This window comes from Aquibacillus halophilus (assembly GCF_009649745.1).
In the GTDB taxonomy this organism is placed as follows: domain Bacteria; phylum Bacillota; class Bacilli; order Bacillales; family Amphibacillaceae; genus Aquibacillus; species Aquibacillus halophilus.
Genome location: NZ_WJNG01000009.1, coordinates 24,800 through 37,855, shown reverse-complemented (window position 1 = coordinate 37,855; position 13,056 = coordinate 24,800). Strand labels below are relative to the sequence as shown.

Genomic DNA, 13,056 nt, shown 5'->3' with positions numbered 1-13,056 from the left:
CTTTTTTACAAACAGTATCTTTTGAAGCCATAAAAAAAGACACTCACATAACGGAGTGCCTACTGCTGTAGTGGGAAATACTTTTTAGTTTCGGATAAAGCATCAGTACTAAAGATTGTTTTGCCATATTCCTCTAAGCGAAAGATGGTCATACTAGATTCATGTCCAAATTCTAACATTTGACTCAGAATATTCTCTTGTTCCTCATCAGTTAACTGCTCCTCATCAAATTGTAATAATAACAAGTATTTATTTTCAAAATGATATAAGCTATCTGTCAAACCTTCAATTTTAGGAAAATAATGACTTAACTGAATAACGTCCTCGAAATCTGCAAAGCTTAAAATAAAGGATAAATCAATTTCATCTTCGTTATCGTTTTCCTCTTCATCTTTATGATCAGAACCGAATTTATCTTCTAATAGTGACTCAATTTTCTCGTCCACTGGCATATCGATTGTTTTTCCATTTTCGGTTGGTAACTCCAAATTCTGACCGTCTTTAGAGATTTGAGCTTTCGTAACAACGATTTCCAATCCTTTATCTAGTGCTTGTACTTGAATCCATAATGGTCCATCTATATTAAAATCATCTTCATTATAATTAACTTCATCCATTACTTGCCAAAAGAGTTGTTCACTTTTCTCTCGGTTATACCATATCTCTTCTCGGTCGAATCCTCGATCCTCGATATCTAAATAAGAAATATAGAATTTCACTGTGTTCTCATTAATTCTCTCTATTTCCATAACCATTCTCTCCCTTCTAAGATAATTAGGTGGAAGGGATATAACTTCACCTAGTTTTATTTCTTATTCTACTCATACCCTATTTGAATCAAAATCAACCATGCAGAAATAAGAAATATTACCTTACAATCATTTTATGACACAATTTAATAATTTGAAACAATATAGCTCATAGAAATTAAAAAAAGGTGTCTGTCATGGTTTTTAAAATGATAATAAGTTTATTAAATATATATTTTAACTTATTTATACTAATTTGTCACCCATAAGATGAGGAAAACGCAGACCTCATAAACAGATCTGCGTTTTACTATTAATTTACCATTCGTTGTGCTTCTCGAAGTTGGAAAGTTCTTACTGTTCTTGGCAAAAAGCGTCTTATTTCATCTTCATTATAGCCAACTTGTAGACGTTTTTCATCTAATATTATCGGTCTACGAAGAAGTCCAGGATTTTCTTGAATAAGATTAAACAAATCCTTTAAAGGTAGTTGGTCTAGATTCATATCTAGCTTTTGAAAAACCTTTGACCTAGTAGAAATAATCTCATCCGTACCGTCTTCCGTCATTCTCAATATCTCTTTAATCTCATCTAATGAAAGTGAGTCTGAGAAAATATTTCTTTCACGGAATGGTATATCATGTTCTTCTAGCCACGCTTTAGCTTTCCTACACGATGTACAACTTGGTGAGGTATAAAGTGTTACCATGAAACTTCACTCCTCAATATACAAATTTAATTTATGGACATTTCATGAACATTGAAGAATTTATTATATTACAATCATTTTAAATAAGCTCTTCTATGTACAAGTATACTACATCTGTCAAATCTAAGGTAGGTCTAATTTAAAATTTATCATAAATTCTTTCATGAAATGTTATGTTATAACTTAACTTACCCTGACACTATCCAAACTAAACATTAAATATAAATTAATTTAGCATTATCTTTAGTAAATTAAATTTATCATATAGAAATCCTTTGTTACTTAAACAGTACCAAAGGATTTCTTGCTACTTCTTATACAACTCGTTCTCTTCTTCTTTTAGTGCAGCATAAATATTTTCCGCTTTTCTTTTATCATCATATGAGAGTACTTCTTCAACTGGTTGATACGATCTACCATACAGTTGTTCATCTTTATAAGTATGGATATCCTCATACATTTTTTTCATTTTTTTATAGATTGTTTCTTCATCTTCATCTTCAGGTGTCCAGAACAAAATTTCCATAGGGTTATCTTTATTTGTTGCTAATGACCGTCTATTGTACCCAATTGATTCTGCGTGAATAAAGCCTTCTCTTTGATAGAAACGTAACCTTTTTTCAGTGTCTGTTTCTTCATAATCTACAGGCTCTACTTCCAATATAATTGGTTTTTTCTTTTGCTTTAATTTCTCCATGAGTTTATGTCCTAAACCTTGACCTCTAGATTTAGCCGACACATATACATAATCGATGAAAATAAATGAATCAAACTCAGCATACATAAGAACATGATGAGGTCCTTCGTCCTTATAGTATACATCACCTTTTTCTTTTAAAAGCATTTCCATGTGTTCTCTAGACTTCATTTCTTCAACTGGAAAGTACTTATTTAACTTCTCATACCAATTCATAAATCTACTCCCTTATTTTCGTCTTCATTCTTATTATAACGAAGATTGGTTGTTTTGTTAAACCTATTTCTTATTTTATCTATACCCTGTTTAATGATATTAATTCTTTATTCCCACCTGTCACTATACTCGGATTTTATTTGTGTCATGGATTGTTTTAATAGGAATAGCCTCTCACCTTATTGGCTAAGAGGCTACTCCTATTTAAAAAATTAATTCAAAGGTGTAAAATCTACATTTTCTGTATAAGTGTTCCCAGCATTCCATAATAGAAACTCATTAATATTATGTTCATTTAAAGCCCTGATTTGAGCCTCTACCTCTGCTTTACCATATTGCTTCGTTGCTCCACTATATAACCAAGGTGCCTCGAAGTCTTGAATCCACGGTCGGGATGTTGGTTTGTTTTCTAATTTTCCAAGTACTTCATTTTCTACTTTAGCGTACTCACTCACTAATCGGTAGGGTTCCATATCAGGTACAGCAATACCAAAATAAGAAGTCCAATGACTTGGATAAATCATTGATGAGATAACATCTACATTTTCTGATATTTTAGAGAAGTTCTGCCCAATTCCAGGTGTTTCCTCTATTGTTGCAGCATATCCAAAAATATCAACTGAAACATCTACATCGTAGAAATCCAATTCTTCTTTAGCATATTTAACAAAATCTGTAACTGCTTCAACCCGTTTTTTTACATCATCTAACTCTAAATCTTTGTATTCTCCAAGATCATAGCCTAACTCTTTATCTCTTTTTTCAAAGCCTTCAGGGAATCTTACGTAATCAAACTGAATTTCCTTAAATCCAAGCTCGGCAGCCATTTTAGCAATACCAACGTTGTATTCCCAAACTTCCTTTTGAAATGGACTTACAAACGAATCCCCTTTGTTATTTGCCCAAACATTTCCATTCTCAGTAAAAGAAAGATCAGGTCTCTTTTCAGCAAGAATGGTGTCCTTAAAAACAACGATTCTAGCAATTGGATATATTCCTTTTTCCTCTAATGTCTCAAGCACTTTACGTGGATCCTTTATAAAGTTCCGGCTAATATCAGCATATGGAGAACTATCATCAACTTTATAGGTTAAGTATCCATAATCATCCTTGATATCAATAACCATCGCATTAAGTTCTGTTGAATCAACCAGATTAAGTAGTGTTTCAAAACGACTACCGCCTGCCGAGTGTCCTGTTAAATAAATTCCTCTGACTGCGTCCGGATACTCAAAATCCAATCCAGAATCATAGCCAAATCTTTTCAAAGTATCTTCAGGCAGTTGATACTGTGTTAGCTGCATTACCCGTTTTTCATGCATATTGGCTGTCATTACTTCAGTTTCTGCTGCTTCAAAGGTACTAGCCGGAAAGACTAGGCTAAGAAGTAAAATTGTAACGAAGATGACGATGCTAAGTTGTTTTTTCTTCATTATTAATCAGGCTCCTAAATCTTTATTTCTCTCTATTATATAAGAGTTTGTCCCTGAATAGTAATATAATTTATAAACTTTTTATGTATTTATTTGGTTAATATCTATTGACAATTTTCTTAGCACTAGAATAAACCCTCTCCTGGATAGGCGAGGGTTTATTAGGTATTTATCTTAGAAAATGCACTATTAATCGTTCAGTTCTAATTTATATGCTTCAAATTCTTTAGTTGTACACAGCACCCAATGTTTTGGCCTGATTTCTCTAAATTCAGGTTCTTCACTAGAATCATGTTGAGCTGGGTCATAAGATGTACGTACACGGTTTCTCTCATAATCAGGGTCCGGTAATGGAATTGCTGATAAAAGAGATTTCGTATAAGGATGAACTGGATTTTTGTATAATTCATCACTATCCGCTAACTCTACCATTTTGCCAAAATACATTACGCCTATGCGATCACTAATATATTTAACCATGGAAAGGTCATGCGCGATAAACAGGTACGTGTACCCGTGTTCTCTTTGTAGATCTTTTAAGAGGTTGACTACCTGAGCTTGAATAGAAACATCAAGTGCTGAAATTGGCTCATCAGCGATAATAAACTCGGGATCAACTGCTAATGCACGAGCAATACCAATTCTTTGGCGCTGTCCACCACTAAATTCATGAGGATAACGATTCGCGTGCTCTTTATTTAGTCCTACTCTTTCTAATAGATCTTCCACTCGTGCCTTGCGTTCAGCGTTATTTGATGTTAGACCATGTACATCAAGGCCTTCTGCAATAATATCTAGCACTGTCATTCTCGGATTCAACGATGCATACGGATCTTGGAAAATCATTTGCATTTTTTGGTTAAACTTTTTAAGCTCTGCTTTAGATTTTTTTCCGTGTACATCCTCACCTTTAAATTTAACATCACCGTCTGTAGCATTGTATAAGCGGATGATACTGCGCCCAGTTGTTGATTTCCCACAACCAGACTCACCTACTAGGCCAAAGGTCTCTCCTTGATAAATATCAAAGGTGATGCCATCTACTGCTTTAACGACACTATGTCTGCCAGTTTTAAAATGTTGTTTTAGATTAGTAACTTCTAATAATTTTTCTTGGCTCATCGCTTATCACCTTTCTTATCCGATGAAGCAGCAAAACCCTTCATCCGTCTTTTAACGGCTGCAGGTGGCTCCATTTTCGGTGCATTTTCATGTAATAGCCATGTAGCCGCATAATGAGTATCAGAAACCTTAAACATAGGAGGCTCCATCTCATTATCAATTTCAAGTGCATATTCATTTCTTGGAGCAAAAGCATCACCTTTTGGTGGATTTAACATATCCGGTGGTGATCCAGGGATAGCAACTAAGCTTTCTTCATCATTATCAAGTGTAGGCATCGATCCTAAAAGCCCCCAAGTATATGGGTGCTTAGGGTTATAGAAGATTTCATCTACTGTTCCAATCTCAACAATTTTCCCAGCGTACATTACAGCTACACGATCTGCTACGTTGGCTACAACTCCTAAATCGTGTGTAATAAATATAATTGAGCTATCTGTTTTCTTTTGGATATCCTTCATAAGTTCAAGGATTTGAGCTTGAATGGTTACATCTAATGCTGTTGTTGGCTCATCGGCAATTAAGACTTTGGGGTTACAAGCTAACGCTATAGCAATAACAACACGTTGGCGTTGTCCACCTGAAAACTGGTGTGGATATTGATCCACTCTATCTTTTGCATTTGGAAGTCCTACTAAATCTAGTAGTTCTATCGTACGTTCTTTTGCTTTAGAACGACTCATTTTTTGGTGTTTAATAAGACCTTCCATGATCTGTGCTCCAATTTTCATAGTTGGATTTAGTGAAGTCATTGGGTCCTGGAAAATTGTTGATATTTCCTTACCACGAATTTGTTGCATTTGTTTCTCTTTTAATTTTGCTAAATCTTTTCCATCTAAAAGTATTTCTCCTTCTTTGATTCGTCCAGGAGGTGAAGGTATTAGACGTGCAATAGCTCTTGTTGTTACTGATTTACCAGAACCAGATTCTCCAACAATGGCAAGTGTTTCTCCTTTTTTAAGATCAAAGGAAACACCTCGAACAGCCTTTACTTCTCCTCCATACGTATCAAAGGAAACGTGCAAATCCTTTACTTCCAATATATTATCCATCTTGTCACCTACCTCCTATTCACGCATCTTCGGATCTAAAGCATCTCGAAGACCATCGGCTAAAATATTAAATCCAATCATGATTAAAGAAATAACGATTGCAGGAAAAATCATAATGTGCGGATTTATTTGTAGTGATTTAAATCCGTCATTAATTAATGTCCCTAGTGATGCATCAGGTGCTTGAAGTCCTAAACCGATAAAGCTTAAGAATGCTTCAAAGAATATAGCTGATGGAATTGTAAACATAGTATTTATAATAATCATCCCTAATGTGTTAGGAATAAGATGTTTCGTCAAAATTCGAGAATTGGATGAACCAAGCGTGCGTGATGCTAATACAAATTCCTGATTTTTCAATTTTAGAACTTGACCACGGACAATACGTGCCATGCCGGTCCAACCTGTTATAGTTAATGCAATAATAATCGACAGAATACCCGGTTCTAAAATCATTATCATTAAAATTACAACAACCAGATTCGGAATACCTACTAGGATTTCTATAATACGTTGCATGATATTATCTACTCGTCCACCATAATAGGCTGAGATACCACCATAGGCAACACCGACAACCATGTCAATTGCAGCAGCAACTAATGCAATTAGTAATGAAATTTGTGTACCAATCCACACACGAGTAAATAAATCACGACCTAATGTGTCGGTACCGAACCAATAATAAATGTCATTCATGTCTTTTTCAGCATAAACATCAAAATTTCCTTCAACTCTTGCTGAATTTTCAGTACCATTACCTTCACTTATAACATCAAACGTAACGTACTCATAATCTGTTTGTGTCCATCTTGAAAGTGCTCTTTCTTTGGCTTCTTCTACAGTTGCAGCTTCAAATATTTCAGATTTATTCCCATTTAAACCTAGCCACGAAATCTCTTCTAAGCCTTGTACACGAGGCGGCATTCTCGAATGCCCTAAGTCCTGATCATCTAATCCGTATTGATTAAAATGTGGACCAGCAAGGGATAGAACTCCAATTAATATAAGCGTAACAATCCCGAATATGGCGCCAGCATTTTTCCTTAATCGGATCCATGCATCCTGCCAGTAAGAAAGACTAGGTCTTCGAATATCTTCACTTGTATCTTTTCCTTTTTTTGCAGGAACAAATAGATCTTTATTTAGCTTTTCTTTATCCATTAATCTTTACCTCCAGCCAGTCGAATCCGCGGGTCAATAATACCATATAGCAAATCGACAATCAGTATGATCAGAACGAAGAAAAAGGCGAAAAATAGGGTTGTTCCCATAATAATCGCGAAGTCATCAGTCATTACAGATGACACAAATTGTTCCCCTATTCCAGGTATAGAAAATATTTGTTCAATAACCAGTGTACCAGTCATTAAGCTTACTGCCATCGGCCCCATTACTGTTACTAAAGGGATTAGTGCATTACGAAGTCCATGTTTAAATAGTATTCCAGTATTATTCAAACCTTTTGCCCTTGCAGTAACAATGAAGTCTGATCCTAACACTTCAATCATTTCAGTTCTCATAAATCTTGCACCAATTGCCATTGGGAATATTGCTAATGCAATGGTTGGCATAACAGCTTGTTGCCAGGTACCCCAAAACGCAATTGGTAACAGACCTAGCTTCACCCCTACATAATATTGCATCAAACCTGCAAAGATAAATGATGGGATTGAAATACCAATAACTGAGACAATATTAGCAGAATAATCAACCCACGAGTTGTTCTTTATTGCAGCAATTAAGCCTAATAACATCCCTAATACAGTTCCTATTAATAAAGCATATAAACCTAGTTGTGCGGAAATCGGAATTCGACTTAACAGAATATCTGTAACTGGTTGATTCTTAAGTTGGAAAGAAACACCTAAATCCCCTTGTAACAAATTGCCCATATATCTAGCATATTGGACTGGTACAGGATCATTTAAGCCGTACTTTTCTAGGATGATTTCTCTTTGCGCTTCAGTTACCTTCTGCTCAGATGAGAGTGGAGAACCTGGAAGCATTTTCATGAGGAAAAACGAAAATGTAGCTATCAAAAATAATGTGAGAATCATATAGCCAAGACGTTGTAAAATATATCTTGCCATCCCTTTACCCTCCTATTCGTGTTTGTGTATTTTTTAGCCGTCTTATAAATCTTCAAACTATTCAAAAATTACGCTTAAATGGAAAAAGAGAGTATATGCCATGAGACGGCAGTACACTCTCTTCCCAAGAGCAATCCCTTGGTTAATCCAATGTTGTCAATTATTCAATATGAGCCCATTTGTAGTTAAAGTCTGCACCCATCGGGTTGAATACAACGCCTTCAACACCTGGTCTCCACAGGTATGCACGAGAACGTTGGTATAATGGAGCGATAGCAGCATCTTCCATCATTACTTTCTCAGCCTCTAGGAAAGTTTCAAAGCGCTCAACTGGTTGTGTTAACAACTCATTGTTAGCTTGCTCGATTAAAGAGTTAAACTCTTCATTATTATAGTTCATAGTCATGTATGGACTTGAAGTAGTCCACATTTCTAACCATGTGTTTGGATCTAGATAGTCAGGACCCCAACCAGAGTTTTGAATATCATAATCACTTGCTTCATCTCTAGCAATACGCTCTTCAAAAGGTACAGAAGAAATAGTAACTGTTAATCCTTCTAGATTACCTTCTAATTGGTTTTTAATGTAGGCATCCATTTCTTGTGCAACTTCACTGTCTCCACCTAGGTATCTAAGTTCAACTGTGTCAGTTCCTAAAGCTTCAAGACCTGCAGCCCAATGTTCTTTAGCGGTTTCTTTATTTTCAACGATTAAATCTCCATTTAATTCACGGAAGTCTTCGCCAGTTTCTGGGTGTGCACTAAAGTTTTGTGGTACTGCACCAGTAGAAACTACAGATCCGTTAGCAAGAATAACATCAACTAGATCTTGTTTACCAATAGACATCGCGATTGCTTTACGGATATCTTGGTTTGCAAGAGCTTCGTTAGACTGATTCATTTTCAGGTAGAAAAGAACAGCTTCTGGCATTGTACGGAAATCTTCAGTACCAGCATATTGTTCAACGTACTCAGCACTTAGACCAGCACGGTCAGTATCACCAGTTTCATATAAGTTAACAGCAGTGCTTGTTTCTTTAACAACACTAACATTAATTTGTTCTAGAGTTACAGTTTCTGCATCCCAGTAATCAGGGTTTTTAACTAGAGACCACTGATCTGGATTGTCACCTGTTGGATTCCAGTCTTGTAATAAGAATGGTCCATTATATATAAGGTTATCTGAACTTAAAGCATAATCAGCACCTTGTTCTGTTACGAAAGCTTCATTAAGTGGTAAGAATGTACCGAAAGTTAAAAGTCCGTAGAAATAAGGAACTGGCTTAGCCAAAGTAATTACTAATTCAGTATCACTTGTAGCTTCTACTCCAAGTTCTTCAACTGCTACTTCACCTTCGTTAACTTCTTGTGCATTTGCAATTACTCCATTCATCATGAATGGACCATACTCAGAACCTGTGTCAGGATTAACTGCACGTCTCCAAGCAAATACGAAATCGTGAGCTGTTACAGGGTCACCGTTAGACCATACTGCATCTTCACGTAATTGAATAGTCCAAGTAAGACCATCTTCACTTATTTCTGGTTCGCCTGCTGCGATACCAGGAGTTGGTTGAGCATTTTCATCTAGACGATATAGACCTTCCATTGATTCACCTAAGAATTGGAAAGCAACAGCGTCAGTTGCATGTGAAGAATCCATTGTTGGAATCTGAGATCCTTCTAAAATATTAAGTACTTGTTCCGGAGCTTCTTCTTCAGCAGGCTCCTCTTCAGGTGTTTCTGTTTCTGTGTCTGTTGTATCTGTTCCTGTATCCTCTTCTTCTGTTGTATCATTACCAGAACAAGCAACTAGAACTGCACTTAGCATTAGAGCTAGTACGATTAAAAGCCAATTTGCCTTTCTCATGTAATAATGACCTCCCCTTATTTTTCTGAATATTGTTGCAGATGAAAACATCCACAAAATGAATTATACAAGTTTTCTCACAATTTTGCATTACTTTTTTTCTATAAAATTTTGGAAATCGCATTAAATCTAGTTTTCCACCCACAAGATAGGTCTATTTACCTATCTAATATTGTGAAATTAAACGGTTATCTGTCATATTACCTCACATAAATTGTACGGAAATATATCACAAGTTATAAAATACCTATGACTGTCAGTCTACCTCCTTCTCCTATTATATCTTCCTATTATTGTGCTATAATAATTTCTATATTATTCAAAGGTAGGTTATGTGTTTGTTAAAGGTTATTAAGAATAGATGGTTATTTTTGTTAATAAATATATTTCTAAGTTTGATGATCTTTCTATTTTCTGCACCTGATCTGAATCTTCATCATTATATTAATGTTATTTTCTACATTAGTTTCTCCTATTTAGTGGTTTGGTTATTATCATACATAATAAAAGGACGTTTTTTCGATGGAGTTGTGTATGGTTTTAGAAGATTTGGTGGACGGATAACTAATAAAGATTTATTGGATGAGTGGGCAGATAAGCCCAACCCCTCTGATAGGATATCTACTAGTTTTCTAGCACTAATTCTTTTTCAGGGGCTCGTATTAACACTAGTAATGATTAGTTTATTATTTTTTTACTACATGTAATCTTGCAAAGCCCATTTTTTTTATATATAATCCAAATCAACAAGTTAAATTAAAGCGATGATAAGGATAGTACATTTTCCAATTGGTTTTAAGAGAGTCTGTGGGTGGTGAGAACAGATACCAAGGAATAATGGAATTGGATCTTTGGAGCTGTGTTTTATCAAACTATCTTCATTAGTATTTTTCCTGATGATAGATACCTACTTATGGCCTTTCAAAAAAACGATTAGCCTAAGTTTGTATGAAAACACCGTATTCAGGCGTTAACTGATACCAGTTTGGTACAAAGTGATCTCTAGCTATTAGAGATAATAAGGGTGGCACCGCGGTTCATTCGTCCCTTTTTTCAGGGATTGGAATGGGCTTTTTTTGTGCGCTAATATAAGTGACTAGCATCAGTTTAGCAATAAAATATAATCAAGAGGTGTAAAAATGAAAACAATTTTTTCAGGAATTCAACCAAGCGGTACATTAACAATCGGAAATTATTTAGGGGCGATGAAACACTTTGTTGATCTACAGGATGAAAACAATTGCTATTTCTGTATCGTAGATGAACATGCAATTACTGTACCACAAGATCGATTAAAACTAAGAGAAAATATACGCTCGCTTGCAGCGCTATACCTAGCTTCTGGAATTGACTCTGACAAATCAACGTTGTTTATTCAATCTGAGGTTTCAGCACATACACAATTGGGATGGATGATGCAATCGATTAGCTATATCGGTGAACTAGAGCGAATGACTCAATTTAAAGATAAGACAAACGGGAAGGAAGCAGTTTCTTCCTCTTTGCTAACATACCCACCTTTGATGGCAGCTGATATTCTTTTATACAGTACCGATATTGTACCGGTAGGTGATGATCAGAAGCAACATTTGGAGCTAACTCGTAATTTAGCTCAGCGTTTTAATAATAAGTTTAATGACATCTTTACAATTCCAGAAGTAAGCATCCCAGAAGTAGGGGCAAGAATAATGTCTCTTCAAGAACCAACTAAAAAAATGAGTAAATCTGATGTAAATGTAAAAGCTTCTATATTTATGTTAGATGATGAGAAAAAAATAGAAAAGAAAATAAAAAGTGCTGTTACAGATTCTGAGGGTATTGTCACATTTGATAAAGAAAATAAACCGGGAATAAGTAATTTGCTAACAATTCACGCGATCTGCACAGGGCAATCAATTAAACAACTTGTAGAAAGATATGATGGAAAAGGATATGGTGAATTCAAACAAGACACCGCCGACGCTGTTATTAAAACTCTTAAACCAATACAGGATCGGTATTATCAATTAGTTGAATCGCAAGAACTAGATGATATTTTAGACAAAGGAGCGGAAAAAGCTAACTTTGCTGCAACAAAAATGCTAGTAAAAGCTAAAAAAGCAATGGGACTTGGAAGAGTTAAGAAGAAAAAATAGTTTTGTCTTTAAAAACTAAATATCAACTAAAAAATGACCAAAAAGCAGGAGAATTTGCTTCTTGGTCATTTTTTGTTAGAGAATTCTTTTGAATGTATTATATTGTTCATGATCCTGCTCTAGCTCCCACATTTTTTCGAAGAAGGGCTGACCCTTTATCATTTTCTCACACAGCTCCTCGTGTGGTTTGCTCCATCCCGTCATTACACCTTGATATAAAGTTTCCCATGCTTCTTCAAAATTCATTTTTCGTATCGCAGGATATTGACTGGGGTCCCATTCTGTTAACCAGTACCTTACCTGTTCATGGTTTTTAGTACCTTCTAATTGGTCCATTGCCATCATTAATAATTGCTTAAGCTGTCTTTCTTTTCTAGTAAGTCCTAACATCGAAGTAGGTGGTAAAGAAAGGATATGATATTCCTTATCTTGGTGCCCTTGTGTAAATGAAATTTCCTGTTGTTTGGTCCCTTCAATCATTTCATAGACAAGCCGCTCTTGTCTTGGAATCAACCTGCTTTTCCGAACTGGAAGCGTGTATCCCATTGTGTCGATAACAATAATAGATTTTCCATTTGTCACGATACATGCATACTCTAATGAAATACGTTCTTGATTTTTCCGTAAATAAGCACGTTTATATATGCTATCCAACAAGGGCTTTGGTAAATCTTGAAGATCATTCTCTATATAATGATAAAGCAACTCACTTATGTACAGAATAGGTACTTGATCCAATAATTCAATCCCATCCTCTTTTCGCCATTCATGGAAATCACAAACATTGTAACCATTTTCTTCTCCCTCAAACCAATTCACCCATACATCGTGCAAATATAACATATGCTGAACCCTCGCTTTATCTATTGAATCATTTTCGAATAAAAAAAGGTACAAAATCTTACGAGAATGTTAAAGTAGCAATTTTTATTAATACTAATTTTCACAATGTCTCATAGACAATGCTATAGAAGATTCTC

12 protein-coding genes and 1 other annotated feature are annotated in these 13,056 nt (G+C 35.3%); of the genes, 2 read left to right on the top strand and 10 right to left on the bottom strand.

All coding sequences use genetic code 11. The features are described from left to right. Nucleotides 1-59: 59 nt before the first annotated feature. From mecA to GH741_RS11905, 9 genes are all read right to left on the bottom strand, one after another. Entirely contained in the window at nucleotides 60-749 is a 690-nt protein-coding gene (gene mecA / locus GH741_RS11945) for an adaptor protein MecA (RefSeq protein WP_153737024.1), read from the bottom strand. Nucleotides 750-1,062: 313 nt separating this feature from the next. Continuing rightward, nucleotides 1,063-1,458: a transcriptional regulator SpxA gene (spxA, locus tag GH741_RS11940; RefSeq protein WP_153737023.1), complete on the bottom strand. Its 396-nt coding sequence runs from the start codon at nucleotides 1,456-1,458 to the stop codon at nucleotides 1,063-1,065. 307 nt (nucleotides 1,459-1,765) lie between these two features. Continuing rightward, the gene (locus GH741_RS11935; RefSeq protein ID WP_153737022.1) at nucleotides 1,766-2,371 is read right to left on the bottom strand and encodes a GNAT family N-acetyltransferase; all 606 of its coding nucleotides are present in this window, start codon (nucleotides 2,369-2,371) and stop codon (nucleotides 1,766-1,768) included. Nucleotides 2,372-2,583: 212 nt separating this feature from the next. Beyond that, nucleotides 2,584-3,804 carry a putative glycoside hydrolase gene (locus tag GH741_RS11930; RefSeq protein WP_153737021.1) on the bottom strand — a complete coding sequence of 407 codons (1,221 nt, stop codon included), beginning with the start codon at nucleotides 3,802-3,804 and terminating at the stop codon, nucleotides 2,584-2,586. Between the two features lie 189 nt (nucleotides 3,805-3,993). After that, on the bottom strand, nucleotides 3,994-4,926 hold the full coding sequence (locus GH741_RS11925; RefSeq protein ID WP_153737020.1) for an ABC transporter ATP-binding protein: 933 nt from the start codon (nucleotides 4,924-4,926) through the stop codon (nucleotides 3,994-3,996). Beyond that, complete coding sequence (locus GH741_RS11920; RefSeq protein WP_153737019.1) at nucleotides 4,923-5,978, bottom strand: ABC transporter ATP-binding protein; 1,056 nt, start codon at nucleotides 5,976-5,978, stop codon at nucleotides 4,923-4,925. The genes GH741_RS11925 and GH741_RS11920 overlap by 4 nt, the downstream gene beginning before the upstream one ends. Nucleotides 5,979-5,993: 15 nt before the next feature. Beyond that, nucleotides 5,994-7,142: an oligopeptide ABC transporter permease gene (gene opp3C, locus GH741_RS11915; RefSeq protein WP_153737018.1), complete on the bottom strand. Its 1,149-nt coding sequence runs from the start codon at nucleotides 7,140-7,142 to the stop codon at nucleotides 5,994-5,996. Beyond that, nucleotides 7,142-8,071 carry an oligopeptide ABC transporter permease gene (gene opp3b, locus GH741_RS11910; RefSeq protein ID WP_153737017.1) on the bottom strand — a complete coding sequence of 310 codons (930 nt, stop codon included), beginning with the start codon at nucleotides 8,069-8,071 and terminating at the stop codon, nucleotides 7,142-7,144. The genes opp3C and opp3b overlap by 1 nt, the downstream gene beginning before the upstream one ends. 160 nt (nucleotides 8,072-8,231) lie before the next feature. Then, nucleotides 8,232-9,941, bottom strand: coding sequence for a peptide ABC transporter substrate-binding protein (locus tag GH741_RS11905; RefSeq protein WP_153737016.1), 1,710 nt, complete (start codon nucleotides 9,939-9,941; stop codon nucleotides 8,232-8,234). A gap of 398 nt (nucleotides 9,942-10,339) precedes the next feature. Between GH741_RS11905 and GH741_RS11900 the strand changes: the two genes are divergently transcribed. After that, nucleotides 10,340-10,648, top strand: a complete 309-nt coding sequence (locus GH741_RS11900; protein WP_170287622.1) for a DUF3899 domain-containing protein — start codon at nucleotides 10,340-10,342, stop codon at nucleotides 10,646-10,648. A 48-nt stretch (nucleotides 10,649-10,696) separates the two neighbouring features. Further along, nucleotides 10,697-10,993 (top strand) — a binding site (T-box leader). 87 nt (nucleotides 10,994-11,080) lie between these two features. Next, the gene (gene trpS, locus GH741_RS11895) at nucleotides 11,081-12,076 is read left to right on the top strand and encodes a tryptophan--tRNA ligase (RefSeq protein WP_153737014.1); all 996 of its coding nucleotides are present in this window, start codon (nucleotides 11,081-11,083) and stop codon (nucleotides 12,074-12,076) included. A gap of 75 nt (nucleotides 12,077-12,151) precedes the next feature. On the opposite strand, the gene GH741_RS11890 is transcribed toward trpS, so the two are convergent. Beyond that, nucleotides 12,152-12,919 (bottom strand): YjbA family protein, encoded by a 768-nt coding sequence (locus GH741_RS11890; RefSeq protein ID WP_153737013.1) that lies wholly within the window; start codon nucleotides 12,917-12,919, stop codon nucleotides 12,152-12,154. Nucleotides 12,920-13,056 lie beyond the last annotated feature (137 nt).